The 16,645-nt window shown below is 70.8% G+C and carries 15 protein-coding genes; 14 read left to right on the top strand and 1 reads right to left on the bottom strand.

Annotated features, from left to right (window positions below; all coding sequences use genetic code 11):
* Positions 1 to 26 precede the first annotated feature (26 nt).
* The gene (locus ACGH7X_RS39645; RefSeq protein WP_399895557.1) at positions 27 to 974 is read right to left on the bottom strand and encodes a LuxR C-terminal-related transcriptional regulator; all 948 of its coding nucleotides are present in this window, start codon (positions 972 to 974) and stop codon (positions 27 to 29) included.
* A gap of 332 nt (positions 975 to 1,306) precedes the next feature.
* On the opposite strand from ACGH7X_RS39645, the gene ACGH7X_RS39640 reads away from it, so the two are divergent.
* The 14 genes from ACGH7X_RS39640 to ACGH7X_RS39575 all read left to right on the top strand — a co-directional run bounded on the left by ACGH7X_RS39640 (position 1,307) and on the right by ACGH7X_RS39575 (position 16,643).
* Positions 1,307 to 2,647, top strand: a complete 1,341-nt coding sequence (locus tag ACGH7X_RS39640; RefSeq protein WP_399895554.1) for a sugar phosphate nucleotidyltransferase — start codon at positions 1,307 to 1,309, stop codon at positions 2,645 to 2,647.
* 24 nt (positions 2,648 to 2,671) lie between these two features.
* The gene (locus ACGH7X_RS39635; RefSeq protein WP_399895550.1) at positions 2,672 to 3,373 is read left to right on the top strand and encodes an SDR family oxidoreductase; all 702 of its coding nucleotides are present in this window, start codon (positions 2,672 to 2,674) and stop codon (positions 3,371 to 3,373) included.
* 214 nt (positions 3,374 to 3,587) lie between these two features.
* Positions 3,588 to 4,943 carry an IS701 family transposase gene (locus ACGH7X_RS39630; protein ID WP_399895547.1) on the top strand — a complete coding sequence of 452 codons (1,356 nt, stop codon included), beginning with the start codon at positions 3,588 to 3,590 and terminating at the stop codon, positions 4,941 to 4,943.
* On the top strand, positions 4,940 to 6,442 hold the full coding sequence (locus ACGH7X_RS39625) for a maltokinase (protein WP_399895544.1): 1,503 nt from the start codon (positions 4,940 to 4,942) through the stop codon (positions 6,440 to 6,442). The genes ACGH7X_RS39630 and ACGH7X_RS39625 overlap by 4 nt, the downstream gene beginning before the upstream one ends.
* Before the next feature lie 33 nt (positions 6,443 to 6,475).
* Complete coding sequence (locus tag ACGH7X_RS39620) at positions 6,476 to 7,465, top strand: NAD(P)/FAD-dependent oxidoreductase (RefSeq protein ID WP_399895541.1); 990 nt, start codon at positions 6,476 to 6,478, stop codon at positions 7,463 to 7,465.
* Positions 7,466 to 7,572: 107 nt separating this feature from the next.
* Positions 7,573 to 8,277 (top strand): EthD domain-containing protein, encoded by a 705-nt coding sequence (locus tag ACGH7X_RS39615; protein WP_399895539.1) that lies wholly within the window; start codon positions 7,573 to 7,575, stop codon positions 8,275 to 8,277.
* 53 nt (positions 8,278 to 8,330) lie between these two features.
* A complete protein-coding gene (locus tag ACGH7X_RS39610) occupies positions 8,331 to 9,167 on the top strand; it encodes a type 1 glutamine amidotransferase domain-containing protein (protein ID WP_399895536.1) in 837 nt (278 codons plus the stop codon).
* Between the two features lie 37 nt (positions 9,168 to 9,204).
* Positions 9,205 to 10,857, top strand: a complete 1,653-nt coding sequence (locus tag ACGH7X_RS39605; RefSeq protein WP_399895533.1) for a thiamine pyrophosphate-binding protein — start codon at positions 9,205 to 9,207, stop codon at positions 10,855 to 10,857.
* Entirely contained in the window at positions 10,850 to 11,449 is a 600-nt protein-coding gene (locus ACGH7X_RS39600; protein WP_399895530.1) for a DJ-1/PfpI family protein, read from the top strand. Before ACGH7X_RS39605 ends, ACGH7X_RS39600 begins: the two co-directional genes overlap by 8 nt.
* A 5-nt stretch (positions 11,450 to 11,454) precedes the next feature.
* A complete protein-coding gene (locus tag ACGH7X_RS39595) occupies positions 11,455 to 13,302 on the top strand; it encodes an AGE family epimerase/isomerase (protein ID WP_399895527.1) in 1,848 nt (615 codons plus the stop codon).
* Complete coding sequence (locus tag ACGH7X_RS39590; RefSeq protein ID WP_399895524.1) at positions 13,299 to 13,640, top strand: STAS domain-containing protein; 342 nt, start codon at positions 13,299 to 13,301, stop codon at positions 13,638 to 13,640. The genes ACGH7X_RS39595 and ACGH7X_RS39590 overlap by 4 nt, the downstream gene beginning before the upstream one ends.
* A complete protein-coding gene (gene glgX, locus ACGH7X_RS39585; protein ID WP_399895521.1) occupies positions 13,637 to 15,784 on the top strand; it encodes a glycogen debranching protein GlgX in 2,148 nt (715 codons plus the stop codon). The genes ACGH7X_RS39590 and glgX overlap by 4 nt, the downstream gene beginning before the upstream one ends.
* Before the next feature lie 44 nt (positions 15,785 to 15,828).
* Entirely contained in the window at positions 15,829 to 16,140 is a 312-nt protein-coding gene (locus tag ACGH7X_RS39580; RefSeq protein ID WP_399895518.1) for an anti-sigma factor antagonist, read from the top strand.
* A gap of 14 nt (positions 16,141 to 16,154) precedes the next feature.
* On the top strand, positions 16,155 to 16,643 hold the full coding sequence (locus ACGH7X_RS39575) for an ATP-binding protein (protein WP_399895515.1): 489 nt from the start codon (positions 16,155 to 16,157) through the stop codon (positions 16,641 to 16,643).
* Positions 16,644 to 16,645 lie beyond the last annotated feature (2 nt).

Genomic DNA, 16,645 nt, shown 5'->3' with positions numbered 1-16,645 from the left:
GGGTCCGGGCGCGGCCCGCTTTCCCGTCAGTCGTCGCGCGCCGGCTCCGGGAACCCGGATCGGGCCAGAAGGTAGGCGAGATGGGCCCGGCTGCGGCCCCCCACCGTCTCCGAAGCCTTCTTGATGTGGTGGGAGACGGTCCTGGTGCTCATGCCGAGCCGCTTGGCGATGCTCGCGTCCGTGTGGCCTTCGACCATGAGTTGCAGCACGGACCGGCGGGTCTCGTCCGTGAGCAGCGGGGGCCGGCCCGCGTCCTGGCTGATGGTGACCGGCTCGGCGCGCTGCCAGGCGTGGTCGAAGGCCTTGACCAGGTAATGGATGAGGGCCGGATGCTCGACCGCCAGCGCCGTCGTCTGCTGGTCGTAACGGGGGTCCGGGATGAAGGCGATCGAGCGGTCGTAGATGATGACGCGCTCGACGATCTCGTCGAGGGTGCGTACCTGGGCGCCGGCGCGCGTCACCTGCTCGATGTAGGCGAGCGTCGGACCGTGCGCGCGTACGGAGTGCTGGTAGAGAGTGCGCTGGCGCACGCCGCGGTTGTTGAGCCGAAGGGTGCGGGGAAGGGTCTTGCCGAGCGCGTCGGGATCGCGGGCGCCGCCCGGGTGGGCGGTGAGCAGTTCTTCGTGGCAGGCGTCCGAGGCCCGCTCCAGCGCCGCGTAGATCACGTCGGCGCCGTGCAGCAGGCGCACGGACGCGGCGGAGGCGCGCTGCTGAGTGCGGTACACGTCCTCGGCCGCGGACAGCGCGTCGTAGATGCCCGCAACGGTGTGCTGCTGGGCCAGGATGGCGCGTTCCAGCGGGCGCGTGAGGTCGTGGGAGGCGATGTCCGGGGGCACGGCGACCCACCGTTCACGTGTCTCGTCCTGCCGCCGCATCAGGCCCAACTCGATCAGGCAGTCCGGGATGTCGTCGGACGCGAGACCCTCGGCCAGCGCGCGCCGGTAATGATCCAGCCCTCGCTCGCACAGCGGCACGACGTTTGTTTGTGGACTTATGTCCGAGTCTCTGCACACTTTTCCCCCTTGCTGTTTCCTGCAATGCGCGATCCCGAGCCTACCCGTCCATGGATTCCAGCTTTTTGCACGCCATGCTGTTTGAGGCGGAAGGGCGCGGTGCCGTTTCCGTCCGGCGGAAGGGATGAAAATGAAACGGGATACGGATTCTGCTTTATTGCCGCACAGGGTCTCCGGGACCCTTGCGGAATCGGACGACGAGAACTGGAGTACCGCCCCGCGCTAGGGCGGCGGGCGGGTGCACCGGGAACCGGAATACGACGCACAACTCACATTCGCGGGGGGCAGTGGGCGTGAACCGTGACGGGGAAACAGTTGGCATCATTCTGGCCGGCGGCAGAGGCGAGCGCGCCAAGCCGATCACTCTGAAATCCTCCGACTACATCCGGAGCAAGGCGCTCATCCCCTTCGTCGGACGACGCCTGGTCGAGTGGATGACGGACGCCTGCCGGGCCCAGGGCGTGCGCCGGTTCTACGTCGTGACCCACGGCCTCGAGAACCGCGGCCAGATCAAGCTCCTGCTGGGCCACGGCGAGCGCTTCGGTGTCGACATCACCTACTCGCGTTCCCGGTTCGACCGGTACAACGTGGGCTCGGCCGGTGCCACGCTGCACAACCTCGAGCAGTGGGACCTGCAGGGCCGCGCGCTGGTCCTGCCCGTCGACTCGCTCTTCGACTTCGACCTGGCGGCGATGGAGGCGACCCACAGCGCCGAGGGCGCGGTGGTCACGGTCGCGTCCGTGGCCCGCACCGCGTCGGAGATCGCCGGCAAGTACGGCGTCATGCGGACCGACGAACGCGGCCTGGTCGGCGGCTTCGTGGAGAAGCCCGGCATCGCGGAGCTGGGTTCGCTCTTCCCGCGGACGGCGGACGACCCCACCGCGACCCTCGCGACCAACGCCGGCATGTACCTGGTGGACTGCCGCCGCCTGCGGATGCTCGCCCGCGAGCCGGAGCTCTTCCGGCGCTCCCATCAGCGCCTGGACTGGGGCGGCGACCTCCTGCCCCACCTCGTCGAACGAGGCGTGCCGGTGGCGACCCACACCATCGGACGCCTTGGCGACATGGGCAACGTGCCCGACTACCTGCACACGGTCCAGCTCGTGCTCGACGGCGCGTACGAGCAGATGAACCGGCTGATGGCGGCCCCCGACCGGACGGATCCGCGCTGCTGGATCCACGAGAGCAGTCTGCAGACCAAGGACGACGTCACCGGCACCACGCTGGCCCAGAAGATCGACGACGGCTCGGTCGTCGTCGGTCCCGGCGTCCGGATCGGCCGCGACGTCGAGATCGGGCCCGGAGTACGCCTGGAGCACACGGACGTCGGCGACGGGGCCGAGATACGCGAGGGCGCCGTCCTCGCCCGGTCGGCGGTGGGCGAGTCGGCAGTCGTCGGCGCCTGGGCCGACATCACCGACACCTACCTGGGCCCCATGGCCCAGGCGCTCTCGGACCGTGTCAGACCACTGCGACTGGAACAGTTCTCGGCCATCGGCGACGGAGCCGTGCTCTGGCCGGGATCACGATTCTGCGGAGTCACCGTGTACCCCCGACTGCGGGTTCCGGCGCTGGCCGGCGTACCCGCCCAGACCGAGCTCAGGCGCGCTGACGACATCCTGCGCTGGGTGTGACGGCGCTCGTCCCTGGAGGGCACCATGCACAGCCCCATTGCAGTCATCGGAGGGGCCGGCCGGACCGGCGTGATCATCACACGCCGGCTCGTCGAGGAAGGCCACCGAGTACGAGTGATCAGCCGTGCCCCCGAGCACGCGGTGCTGCCGCTCGGAGTGGACAGACGACGAGCCGACGTACGGTACGCGGACGCCCTGGGGCCCGCGCTGCGCGACTGCTCCGGAATCGTGTTCGCCGTCGAGCCCGGCACCGCCGACTCGGGGCCGCACAGTCCCGGGACCACGGTCTACGACGGGGTGCGCAACGTGCTCGCCGCGGCCGCCGACGGCGGCAGGCGCCCGCACGTCGTCCTGGTCAGCCAGATCTACGTGACGCGGCGCGAACACCCGATGAACGCCTACGGCAGGCTGCTCGACTGGCGGCTGCGCGGCGAGGACGAGGTGCGCGCCTCGGGCCTGCCGTACACCGTCGTACGTCCCAGCTGGCTGACCGACGGCGACGTCGCGGGCGCCCGGGTGCGCCTGGAGCAGCACGACCGCGGCGACGGCTGGGTCTCGAGGAAGGCGGTCGCGGAGGCGTGCGTGCAGTCCCTGCGCCTGCCGGCCGCGGGCGGGACGACCTTCGAGCTGTACAACGAACCGGGGGAGGAACCCACCGACTGGGGCCCGCTGTTCGACCGGCTGGTCCCCGACCGGGTGCCCGCGTATCCGGGCCCGGTCCGCTGACGGACGCCTGAGCGTCCCCGCACGGCGGGACGGAGCCGTCGACCGGCCCGCCCCCGCTCACGGCCTGCCGGGGATTCCCCCGTCACCGGCAGGCGGGGACACGGGGCCGGGGCCGGTGCTGCCGCACCGCCCGCCGGCCCCGTGTCCACCACCCGCTCTTCCGCATTGACCGCCCCATTGCCGCGCCTCGCACACCGCTGCCCGGCACGCGGCGGTGCGGCATGCCCGAATTCGGCGGCCCCGGTTCCCGCAGCACGGGTCCCAGGCCCACCGGGATGTGGCTCACGTATTCGATGGAGAGGGGAGAACAGTGTCCGCAGAAGACCGGCAGACGCTTCCCGAAGACATTTCACCGAAAGAATTCTCCGAGGTTCTCTCTGCGCTGCGCTCCATTCCGCGAAGCGACCAGCGGCGCTGGGGCGAAGTGTATGTGCGCGGGCTGCTCGCGGTCCGCGGAAAGAAGACCATGCGCGCTCTCGCCAATGGCGCGGGCAGCGGGGCCGAGCAAAGTCTTTACCAATTCATCAGCAAGTCGCCGTGGGACGCCGACCCGGTGCGCGGCGACCTGGCACGGCTGCTCATCGAGCGCGCCCAGCCCCGCGCCTGGGTGGTGCAGCCCCTCGTGATCACGAAGGTCGGCCGGCACTCGGTCGGAGTGGAACGGCAGTGGGTCCCGCAGATCGGACGGGTCGTCAACTGCCAGCAGGCGATGAGCGTGTGGCTCGCCGGGGACCGGGGGAGCTGTCCCGTGGACTGGCAGCTGGCGCTTCCCGAGTGCTGGACGGGCCAGGAGGACAGGCGCCGCCGTGCCTCCATCCCCACCGAGGTCGGCTCGTGCCCGCCCGAGCAGTGCGCCGTCGACTCGGTGAGCAAGATGGCACGGGAGTGGGGACTGCGCGGCCGGCCGGTGGTGATGGACCTGCGGGAGACCGCGCCGCAGCCGGTCTGCGCGGAGCTGGTGACCCGCCAGATCCCGTTCGTCGTCCGGGTCGACCCGTCCTCCATCACACCCGTGCCTCCCGATCCGAAGGCCACGCCGGGCGGACTCGCGGGCAAGGACAAGGGCGAGAGCTGGGTGGGCTCGGCCGGTCTGCTCTCCGCGCTGCACAGACAGCGCATGCCGGTGGAGTGGTTCGATCACACGACGCGGACCATGCGCGCCACCTCGGTCGGCGCCGCCCGCGTCGCCCTGCGCCGGGGCCCCGGCCCCACCGCCCCCGGCCGGCCGGACCGTCTCGACCTCGTACTGCTGGCCGCCTGGGCGGACCCCGGCCGGCGCTCCCCGAGCGAGTTCTGGCTCTCCAACCTCGCGCAGGCGCAGCTGGGCACCGTGTACCGCACGGCCCAGCTCTCGCGGCGCGTGGAGCGCGACCTGGCGGAGGTGAGCGACGGTCTCGGCATCCGCGACTTCGAGGGCCGGTCGTACCGCGGCTGGCACCACCACATGACGATGGTGTCCCTGGCACACGCCGTCACCGTGCTGTCGGCGTCCCGCGCGCACAGCGCGCCCGCGCCCGCCGCACGGACCACCCTCGTCCCGTCGGGCGGCACCGAGGTGAGCGCCGTATGACCGGGCCGGGCCGGCCCGTGGCGACACCACGGCGACCGGACGGGCCGACCGCCGAAGACCTGGCACCGACGGTCGACGAGCTGTGCCGGCTCCTGCCTGCCTGGCTGCCCGGCAGACGCTGGTACGCGGGCAAGAGCCACCGCCTGTCCGAGGTCCGCCCCCTGCTCGCGGAAGTCGTCGTACCGGGCACACCGGCGCTGTTGCAGACCGTGTTCCGCACCGACGACGGCGCGTGCTACCAGCTCCTCGTCGGCGTCGCACCCGGGCCGGCCGGTCCCGGCACCGGGGTGCCCGCCGACGCCGTCATCGGCACCGGCCGCACGCCCAACGGGCGGTCGCTGACCCTGTACGAGGCGAGCTGCGACCCCGAGCTGCTGTCCGCGCTGCTCGAGCGCTTCGTCGCGGCCGAGCCGTGCGGAGCCCTGGAGTTCCACCGCGTCCCCGGAGCGGTGATCCCGGCCGGACAGCGGGCCAGAGCGCTCACCGGGGAGCAGTCCAACACGTCGGTGGCCTTCGGCGACCGCATGATGCTCAAGGTGCTGCGCCGCATCATGCCGGGCGCCAACACCGAGCTGGAGACGCTGGCCGCGCTGGAGCGGGCCGGTGGCGTGCCCAGCGCGGCACCGCTGGCCTGGGCGCAGACCGTCGCCCGGCGCGGCGCGGAACCGGCCACGCTGTGCATCCTCCAGGAGTTCGTGGCCTCGCGCGGGGACGGCTGGAGCATCGCCACGGCGCAGGCGGAGGCATGCATCCGCGGAGCGCGCGAATCCGTCGCGCCGCCGGGCGACTTCGCCGACGACGCGATGCTGCTGGGGCGGGCCACGGCCCGGGTGCACCGGGCGCTCGCCGAGCAGCTGGGGGCCCGCACCATGAGCCTGCCGGAGGCCGCGGAGCTGACCGACACCCTCGTGGCCCGGCTCGACGAGGCTCTCGTCGAGGTGCCCGGCCTCGCCCCCTGCGCGCGCGGGCTGCGGGCGGCGTACCAGGACCTGCGCGAAGTCGTGCGGCGCGGCGACCCGCTGCCCGTTCAGCGCGTCCACGGCGACCTCCATCTGGGACAGGCGCTGCGGGCCGCGCGGGGATGGGTCCTGATCGACTTCGAGGGCGAGCCCGGCCATCCCTTCGAGGAGCGGCGCCGCCCGCGGCCCGCGGTCCGCGACGTCGCCTCCATGCTGCGCTCCTTCGACTACGCGGCACACCACGCCCTCGGCGAGGTCCTCGGCGTCCCGCCCGGGGAGCGGACCTCGCGCGACATCCACGGCACCCGCCTGGCGCGCCGGGCTTCGGCCTGGGCCGTCCACAGCAGGCGCGCCTTCTGCGCCGGCTACACCGCGGCGGGCGGCCAGGATCCGCGCACGAGCCCCGTGCTGCTGCGGGCCTTCGAAGCCGACAAGGCCGTGTACGAGGCGCTCTACGAGGCCCGCAACCGGCCCGAGTGGCTGCCCATACCGCTCGCCGCGGTGCGCCGGCTCGCGCACGGCGGCCGGTTCACGGACTGACCGCGTCGGCGCACCGACGAGAAGGGAGGGGCCGTGACCGCGGCCACCCACACGGGCGCCCCGGACGGCGCGGACCACCCGGACGGCGCGGACGACCTGAACGTCGCCGGCGGCGCGGACGTCGCGGTGGTCGGAGGCGGCCCGGCGGGACTGTCCGCCGCGCTCCAGCTGGCCCGCTACGGACGCCGGGTCCTGGTCCTCGACACCGGGCAGGGGCGATCGACCCACCACCAGACGAACCGCAACTATCTCGGGTTCCCCGACGGCATCGCCACCACGCAACTGCGCGACCTGGGCAGGCGCCAACTCGCCCGCTACCCGCACGTCCGCTTCGCCGCGCACCGCGCGACCGGTGTGGTGGGCGACGCGCGGCGGGGCTTCACGGTCCAGGCGCAGGGCCACGTGTGGTGGGCCAGGGCGGTGGTCCTCGCCACCGGTGTGCTCGACCACTTCCCGCACTTCCCCGACTGGCAGGACTACGTCGGCCGTTCGATGTTCTGGTGCATCGCCTGCGACGGGTACGAGAGCCGCGGGCGCCGCATCCTCGTCGTCGGACACACCAACGCGGCCGCGGGTGAGGCCATGCAACTGCACAGCCTCACCCGACAGGTCCGGCTGCTCACCAACAGCCGCAGGGACGACATCAGCACCCGCTTCAGACGCCGGCTCGCCGCGGCCGGCGTACCGATCGTGCACGACGGCATCGAGGCGGCCGAGGGCGCGGACGGCCGGCTGTCGGCCATCGTCACGCGCGGCGGTGAACGCCTTTTGCTGGACGCCCTGTTCTCCATCCAGGGCGCCACCCCGGAGACCGCCCTGGCCCGCGGCCTCGGCGTCCGGCTGAACGCGCACGGCTATGTGGAGGTGGACACGGAGCAGCACACGTCGGTCCCCGGCGTGTACGCGGCGGGGGACATCACCGCGCCCCATTCCCACCAGGTCTCGGCGGCGGTACAGGAAGGCGCACAGGCCGCCTCCGCGGCCAACTACTTCCTTTATCCGCCCGAGTTGAAGGCCGACTGACAGCGGTGCGCGCCACCGGCGCGGCAGTTCAGAAAGTCGATTTCGCTTCTTTGGCTTTCCTGATGGCCGCTGGACATGATGAACAAGCCCGTCCAAAGGAGAATACGATGATCCACCAGTTCATTCTGGCGGCGCCCAAGCCGGGTATGACCGCGCAGGAATTCCAGGACTACTGGGTGAATGTCCACGCGGTGCGTTACGCATCGAAGATCCCGCAGATCCGCAAGTACATGGTCGACACGGTGGTGGACGTCGAGGGGAACCTCGGTGCGCCGGCGCTGCCGCACCAGGGCATCGCCGAGATCTTCCTCGACAACGGCGAGGAGCAGCTGGCCTCGCTGCAGACCGAGGAGTTCCTGCAGGGGGCCCGGCTCGACGAGCCCAACTGGGCCGCCTTCTGGCAGACCATCGTCATCGACACCACCGCCCACGAGATCGTCCCCGGCCCGCCGCCGGCCCGGGGGCGCGAGTGGGCCAAGCTCACCGTGCTGCAGAAGCGACGCTCGGGGCTGGCCCTCGACGACTACCGCAAGCAGACCCTCGACTCCTACGCCTCGGTCGTCAAGGGCACCCCGGGACTGCGGCGCTACCTGCACGCCCACACCGTGGACGGCGCCTACGTCTTCGGTGAGGCGGCCTTCGACAGCGTCGAGCAGCTGTGGTTCGACGACGTGGCAGCCCTGGAGGAGGCGCTGCGCTCGGCCTACTTCACCGAGCAGGTGAAGGCGGCGCGCGACGAGATCGTCGACCAGAAGTACGTCTTCTCCCTGGCGGCCGAGGAGAACTGGATCCTCGGCCCCGAGGCCCGCTGACCGCTGACCCGCAGATCCGCGACCATCCCGAACCCAAGACCGAAGGAGCCGGCGTGCCCAGGAAGAACGCCAAGAAGATCCTCGTGATCCTGTCGGAGTACGGCTACTGGGGCGAGGAGCTGGTCGGGCCCCTGCACCACTTCGACCAGCGGGGCTACGAGGTGGAGTTCGCCACCCCGACCGGCAAGCGCGCGCACGCGCTGCCGCCGTCGATGGACCCCGGGTACGTCGACCCGCCGCTCGGCCGCTCGGTCACCTCCGAGGAGGTCGCGAAGCTCACCCGGGAGATCGACGGCTCCACCCGCCTCGACGACCCGATCGACATCTCCCGCTGGATCCCGGAGCGCCCCTACACGGCGGACGACGACTACCTGCGCGAGCTGGAGGCCTACCACCGGGCGGTCGACGTGGTGGCGCAGGAACTCGAGGACTACGACGCCCTGCTGCTGGTCGGCGGCTCGGGTCCGGTCGTGGACCTCGCCAACAACGAGCGGGTGCACCAGATCATCCTGGCCTTCCTGCGCGCCGACAAGCCGATCGCCGCCGAGTGCTACGGCGTCGCGCCGCTGGCCTTCGCCCGTGACTGGGAGGACCGCAGGTCCATCATCCGGGGCAAGCACGTCACGGGCCACTGCAAGGAGTACGACTACAAGGACGGGACCGGATTCCTCGGCACCGACTTCGTGATCGGCCCGCCGCCGTACCCGCTGGAGTACATCCTGCGCGACGCCACCGGACCCGAGGGCCGCTACATCGGGAACTTCGGCAAGGAGACCTCGGTGATCGTGGACTACCCGTTCATCACCGGACGTTCGACGCCGGATTCCTATCTGACCGGCGAAAAGGTCGTCGAGGTGCTCGAGGACGGCCTGCGCCGCTTCGGCTGGTAATGCACGGAAACGATTGAGAAATCGAGAGAAGGCAGACATGGCCAGGCAGGGCAATGCGGCGATCATCGAGCAGTTCATCGCCGACGGAATTCCCTTCATGTTCGGCAATCCAGGAACGGTCGAGCAGGGATTCCTGGACGCGCTGGAGGAATACGACGACCTTCAGTACATCCTCACCCTGCAGGAGACCGTCGCGGTCGGGATCGCGGACGGCTACGCCCGCGCCACCGGCCGGCCCGCGCTCCTGCAGCTGCACAGCGGGGTCGGCCTGGGCAACGCCATCGGCATGCTCTACCAGGCCAAGCGCGGCCACTCGCCGATCCTGACGATCGCGGGCGAGTCGGGGGTCCGGTACGAGGCCATGGACGCCCAGATGGCGGCCGACCTGGTCGCCATGGCGAAGCCCGTGACCAAGTACGCGACGCGCGTCACCGACCCGCGCTCGGTGCTGCGGGTGCTGCGGCGGGCGATGAAGATGGCGATGACGCCCCCGATGGGCCCGGTCTTCGTGGCGCTTCCTCTCGACGTGCTCGACGCCCTCAACACCGAGCAGATCGTGCCGACGTCCCTTCCCAGCACCCGCAGCGCACCGGCCGGCGCGCTCGTGGCGCAGGCGTCGCGGCTGCTGACCGGTGCCGAGCGGCCGGTCGTCCTCGTGGGCGACGGCGTCGCGGCCTCCGGCGCCCAGGAGGAGCTGGTCCGGGTCGCCGAACAACTCGGCGCCGACGTCTACGGCGTCAACTACTCCGAGGTGAATCTGGACGTCAGGCACCCGCTCTACCGCGGAGACCTCGGCCACATGTTCGGCTCCGTCAGCACGGCCGCCGTCAAGGACGCCGACGTCGTCCTCATCGTCGGCACGTACGCCTTCCCCGAGGTCTTCCCCGACACCGGTGACCCGTTCCGCGCGGACGCCCGGATCGTCCACATCGACCTCGACGACTACGAGATAGCCAAGAACCACCCGGTCACCCTCGGCCTGGTCGCCGACCCCAAGGAGACGCTGTCCGCGCTCCGCGCGCGGCTGGCCGGCGACCTGTCCGAACTCGACCGGGCGGCGGCCTCCGAACGCCTGAGGGCCCGCCGCGCCGAACGGCCCGCCGCCGCCACCGCGGCGGACGACGGGTCGCTGCTCCACGCCTTCCTGCGGGAACTGGCGGGCCTGGCGCCCGACGACGTGATGGTCTTCGACGAGGCGCTGACCGCCTCGGGCGCGCTCGCCGCCCACCTCCCGGGCCGCCGGCCGGGCCACTGGTTCTCGACGCGCGGCGGTTCCCTCGGTGTCGGCATCCCCGGGGCGATGGGCGTCAAGCTGGCCCACCCGGACAAGACCGTGATCGGCTTCACCGGCGACGGCGGCTCCATGTACACCTTCCAGGCGCTCTACACCGCCGTACGGCACGGCATCGGGGCCAAGTTCGTCGTCTGCAACAACCGCGGCTACAAGCTGCTCGACCACAACATCGAGCAGTACTGGCGCGAGCGGGACGTGGCACCGCACGCCTACCCGACGCCGTTCGACCTCTCCCACCCCGACCTGGGCTTCGCGCGGATCGCCGAGGGGTTCGGGGTCGACGCCCTGCGGGTCGACGACCACGGCCAGGTCGGTGACGCGGTCAAGCGGATGCTCGCCGACGACAAGCCGTTCCTCATCGACCTGCGGACCACCGAAGGAGGGCACCGTGGCTGACGTACCGTCCCGTGACGGCGTGCTCAGCGGGCGGAAGATCGCGATCCTGGCGGAGAGCGACTTCTACGAGCCCGAGATGGCCTACTACCGGCGCCGGTTCGCCGAGGAGGGCGCCCACGTCGACTTCGTCACCCGGATGTGGGGCAACGAGTCGATCACCTTCACCGGCCACGAGCACCGGGCCCCACTGACCGTGACCCGCAGCCTGGAGGACCTGGACGACCGACGGCTGCGCGAGTACGGCGCCCTGATCGTGCCCTCCGGCATGGTCGCCGACCGGCTGCGCTACACCGAGGACCTCGAACGGCTCGCGCCCGCCACCGACCTGCTGCGCCGGGCCTTCGCCCGCTCGGGCGTGATCAAGGGGATCATCTGCCACGGCATGTGGCTGGCCTCGTCGATCCCGTACGTGGTGCGCGGACGCAAGGTGGTCTGCCACAACAACCTGCTCGGCGACGTGCGGAACATGGGCGCCAACTACGTCGACCAGGACGTCGTCGTCGACGGGGACCTGGTGACCGGCCGCACCGGCGACCACTGCCATCTCTTCGCCAGGACCATCATCGACGAACTCGTGCTGCGAGGGGTGTGACAGCCATGTCAGAAAGTGCCAGGAACGTCGACTTCACCTTCTCGGACACCATCGCGGGACGGGTGTCGGGCTTCGACCGCCAGGCCCGTGTCTTCTCCATGGCCACCGCCGACGGCCGGTCCTTCGACATCAGCCTCGACGGCGGCCCCGGCGCGGAGCTGCTGCACAATCTCGGTGAGCCCTACCAGGACGCCACGGGCCACATCGACGAGCTGCTCTCCCCGGACACCTTCGTCCTCGCCCACGGAGTCTTCTACCCCCACGGCGAGACACTGCGCTTCGAGGCCAAGCGGCTGATCTTCGTGGGGCGCGACGCCGACGACTTCCGCTTCGAGGAGGCCGGCTGGTGGATCCGGCAGATCAAGGAGATCGCCGGCTTCTACCGCAGGGCCCAGTTCGGCGACGGCCCCGTCGACTTCGCCGACTACCGCACCGAGATACGGCTCGGCGGCGACAAGACCGCGAGCCACGTCCAGGAGACGGACACCATCTCGCGGCTCGTCTACGGCATGGCCTCCGCCTTCCTGCTCACCGGCGAGGACGAGTACCTGGAGGTCGCCGAACGCGGCACCGAGTACCTGCGCGAACACATGCGGTTCGTGGACACCGACGAGAACGTCGTGTACTGGTACCACGGCCTCAAGGTCGACGGGGACGTCGAGACCAAGCTGTTCACGTCCGAGTTCTCCGACGACTACGACGCCCTGCCCGCCTACGAGCAGATCTACGCGCTCGCCGGACCCGTGCAGACCTACCGGATCACCGGCGACCCGCGGATCAAGGCCGACGCGGACGCCACCATCCGGCTCTTCGACCGCTTCTACCTGGACCCCGAGGACGGCGGGTACTACTCGCACATCGACCCGATCCTGCTCTCCCCGCACCACTCCTCGCTCGGGCCCAACCTCGCGCGCAAGAACTGGAACTCGGTCGGCGACCACGCGCCCGCGTACCTGGTCAACCTGTACCTGGCCACCGGCGAGCAGAAGTACGCCGACATGCTGGAGTACACCTTCGACACCATCGTCGAGCGCTTCCCCGACCCGAAGAACAGCCCGTTCGTGCAGGAACGGTTCCACAAGGACTGGTCGCCCGACACCACGCACGGGTGGCAGCAGAACCGCGCGGTCGTCGGGCACAACCTGAAGATCGCCTGGAACCTGATGCGCATGCACTCCCTGCGCCCCAAGGACGCATACCTGCAGACGGCCGTCTCCCTCGGCGAGTCCATGCCCGAGGTCGGCGGCGACCGGCAGCGGGGCGGCTGGTACGACGTGGTGGAGCGCGTCCGGGTGGACGGCGAGGAGCGCTTCCGCTTCGCCTGGCACGACCGCAAGGCGTGGTGGCAGCAGGAGCAGGCGATCCTCGCCTACCTGATCCTGCACGGCGTCACCGGGCGGCTCGACTTCCGCACCGAGGCGCGGGACGCCCAGGCGTTCTACAACGCGTTCTTCCTCGACCACGACGAGGGCGCCGTCTACTTCAACACCACGGCCGGCGGCCTGCCCTACCTCCTCGGCGTGGAGCGCCTCAAGGGCAGCCACTCCATGTCGATGTACCACTCGGCCGAGCTGTGCTACCTGGCGGCCGTCTACAACAACCTGCTCGCCGGCGGCAAGCCGATGGACCTCTGGTTCAAGCCCGACCCGGCCCTGATCGAGGACCGCGTCCTGCGGGTCTCCCCCGACCTGCTGCCGGCCGGCGCCGTGCGTATCGCGGCCGTGGAGGTCGACGGCGCCGAGCACACCGATTTCAACGCCCAGGCCCTGACCGTCCGGCTGCCCGTGACCTCGGGCCGCGTCAAGGTCAGGGTCCGCCTCGAAGCCGACTCCCGCCCGGAGGTCAGGGGATGACTGTCAAGGTCAGCTCGCAGGTGCTCGCCGGCGCCACCGTCGTGGCCCTGGAGGGCGAGATCAACTCGACCACCTCCGGCGGACTGCAGGCCCAGCTGCTGCCGTTCATCGGGCGGGGCTCGCTGCTCCTGATCGACCTCACCGGGATCTCGTACATCTCCAGTGCCGGCCTGCGCACCCTCCTCATCGTGCACCGCCACGCCCAGCAGCTGGACGCCGAGATCACCCTGGTCGGTCTCTCCGAGGAGGTCTCCTTCGTCATGTCCGCCACCGGGTTCCTGGACTTCTTCCGGGTCGCCGAGGACCTGGACGCCGAGCTGGAACGTGCGGGCCGATGAGCGGCCAGGACGTCAGGGAGCGCGTCGACGCCTTCCCCACGCACCGGATCGGCCCGTACCGGGTCAGGGCGGGACGGCCCTTCCCGTACGGCGCCACCCCGGTGCCCGGCGGCGTGAACTTCTCGGTCTACTCCGACGGCGCCACCACGATGAGCCTCGTGCTCTTCGAGCGTGGCGCCGCACGGCCCGGCGCCGAACTGGAGTTCCCGCCGGAGTTCCGCACCGGCAGCGTGTACGCCATGACGGTCTTCGGGCTCGACACGGAGAACCTGGAGTACGGGTTCCGCGCCGACGGCCCCTTCGACCCCGGCAGCGGTGACCGCTTCGACGGCACCAAGGTGCTCAGCGACCCCTACGCGCGGCTGATCTCGGGCCGTGAGGTGTGGGGCCGGGAACCGGACTGGGACAACGTCTACCACTACCGCGCGCAGGTGCCGGCCGACGACTTCGACTGGGGCGGCGACCGCCCGCTGCGCATCCCCGCCGAGGACCTGGTGATCTACGAGACGCACGTCCGCGGCTTCACCCGGCACCCCTCCTCGAAGGTGTCGGCGCCGGGCACGTACGCCGGACTGCGGGAGAAGATCCCGTACCTGAGGGACCTGGGCGTCAACTGCCTGGAACTGCTGCCCGTCTTCGAGTTCGACGAGCTGGACAATCCCCGCACGGACCCGGTCACCGGCGACCGGCTGTACAACTACTGGGGCTACAACACCGTCTCGTTCTTCGCCCCCAAGGCGGGCTACGCCGCCACCGGCCCCTTCGGCATGCAGGCCGACGAGTTCAAATCGCTGGTCAAGGAGTTGCACCGGGCCGGGATCGAGGTCGTGCTCGACGTGGTCTTCAACCACACGGCCGAGGGCAACGAGCAGGGCCCGACCATCTCGTTCCGCGGACTCGACAACGCCACCTACTACATGCTGACGCCCCGCGGTGAGTACTACAACTTCAGCGGGACCGGCAACACCGTCAACTGCAACCACCCCGTGGTGCGGGACTTCGTGCTCTCCTGCCTGCGCCACTGGGTCGCCGAATACCACATCGACGGCTTCCGCTTCGACCTCGCCGCCATCCTCGACCGGGCCCCGGACGGCACCCCGCTGCCCAACCCGCCGCTGCTCGAACAGCTCGCGCACGACCCCGTCCTGCGGCACACCAAGCTGATCGCGGAGGCCTGGGACGCGGCCGGCCTCTACCAGGTGGGCCACTTCCCCAACTACGGCCGCTGGTCGGAGTGGAACGGGAAGTTCCGCGACACGGTCCGGCGCTTCGTCAAGGGCGAGCCGGGCCTGGTCGGCGAGCTGGCGACCCGGATGGCCGGCTCGCCCGACCTGTACCAGGGCCGGACCTCGTCCGCGTCGGTCAACTTCGTCACCGCCCACGACGGCTTCACCCTGGCCGACCTGGTCTCGTACAACGACAAGCACAACGAGGCCAACGGCGAGAACAACAACGACGGAGCCAACGACAACGACAGCTGGAACTGCGGCGAGGAGGGGCCCAGCGCCTCCGCACACGTCCGCGAGCTGAGGTCACGGCAGATGAAGAACCTGCTGACCATCCTCCTCACGAGCCAGGGCGTACCGATGATCCTGGCCGGTGACGAGGTCGGCCGCACCCAGCTCGGCAACAACAACACGTACTGCCAGGACAACGAACTGTCCTGGTTCGACTGGGGCCTGGTCGAGGCCAACGCAGGGCTCCTGGACTTCACCAGGAAGCTGATCGCCTTCCGGCGGGCCCACCCGGTCCTGCGCACCAGCGACCACCCCACCGGCACGGACCGGGTCGGCAGCGGCTACCCCGACGTCAGCTGGCACGGCGTCAACGCCTGGGCACCCGACTGGGCCGGCCACGGCCGGGTGCTCGCGATGATGCGGTGCGGCCGGCACGCCAAGGGGGGCAGCGTGGCCGACGACCACGTGTACGTCGCCGTGAACGCGCACTGGGAGGCGCACGACCTGGAGCTTCCCGCCCTGCCCGAGGGGCAGCGCTGGCACCTCTTCGCCGACACCGGCACCGCGGTCCATCCGGTCGGCGCCGAGCCGGAGCTGGAGCACCCCGGGCGCTTCCACCTCCAGGCCCACTGCGCGGTCGTCCTCGTGGGGCGCGCGGCCCGTCGGACGACAGGCCGACCCGACTGACCCGACTGACCCGACCGACCCGACCGACTCAGAAGGAGAACCCCATGGCTTTCGACGTACGGCTGAGGATCAACGACAAGATCGCCACCATCGACCTCGCGGGGGAGCTGGACGCCTCCACGGCCGGCGAGTTCCACGACACCGTCGGACAGGCGGCCGGCGCCGGCGCCGTCGAACTGGTCATCCGCGCCGAGCGGCTCGGCTACCTCTCCAGCGCGGGCCTGCGCTCCCTGGTCTTCGCCCGCCAGAAGATGGGCGACGGCGTGCGCATCGCCGTGGTGGGCGCCTCCGAGCCGGTGGCCCGGACCATCCGGCTGGCCGGATTCGACCACAGCATCGATCTCGTGGACGCCTGAAGGGACGCACCGAGATGACGTTCGACTTCGAGGCCGCAGGGGCCACCAGGGCAGCGGGCGTCGCGCAGGCGCCCGGTGGCGGCGGGACGAACGCACTCCGTGTCGCCGCGACGCTCGACTCGCTCGAACCGGTGTCCGACTTCGTCCTGAGTCTCGGCGAGCGGGCCCGCCTCCCGGAGAGCTCGCTGTACCGGCTCCGCCTCGCGGCCGACGAGCTGGCCACCAACATCGTCCTGCACGGATACCACGGCGAGTCCGGCGAGATCACCGTCGAAGGCGGAATCGACCCCGGCGAGGTGTGGGTCCGCTTCCAGGACGACGCCCCGGCGTTCGACCCGAGGCAGGGCATGCGGGCGCCCGCGCTCGACGTGCCGCTCGCCCAGCGGGAGATCGGCGGCCTGGGAGTCTTCCTGGCGTTCACCGCGGTGGACGTCTTCGCGTACGAGCTCGTCGCGGGGCGCAACGTGAGCACCCTCGTGATGCGCCGGCCGACAGCGGAGTAGAC

The organism is Streptomyces sp. BBFR51, assembly GCF_044591655.1.
Classification (GTDB): domain Bacteria; phylum Actinomycetota; class Actinomycetes; order Streptomycetales; family Streptomycetaceae; genus Streptomyces.
Note: the sequence above shows the minus strand (reverse complement) of the source record. Positions and strands in the feature narration are given on the sequence as shown.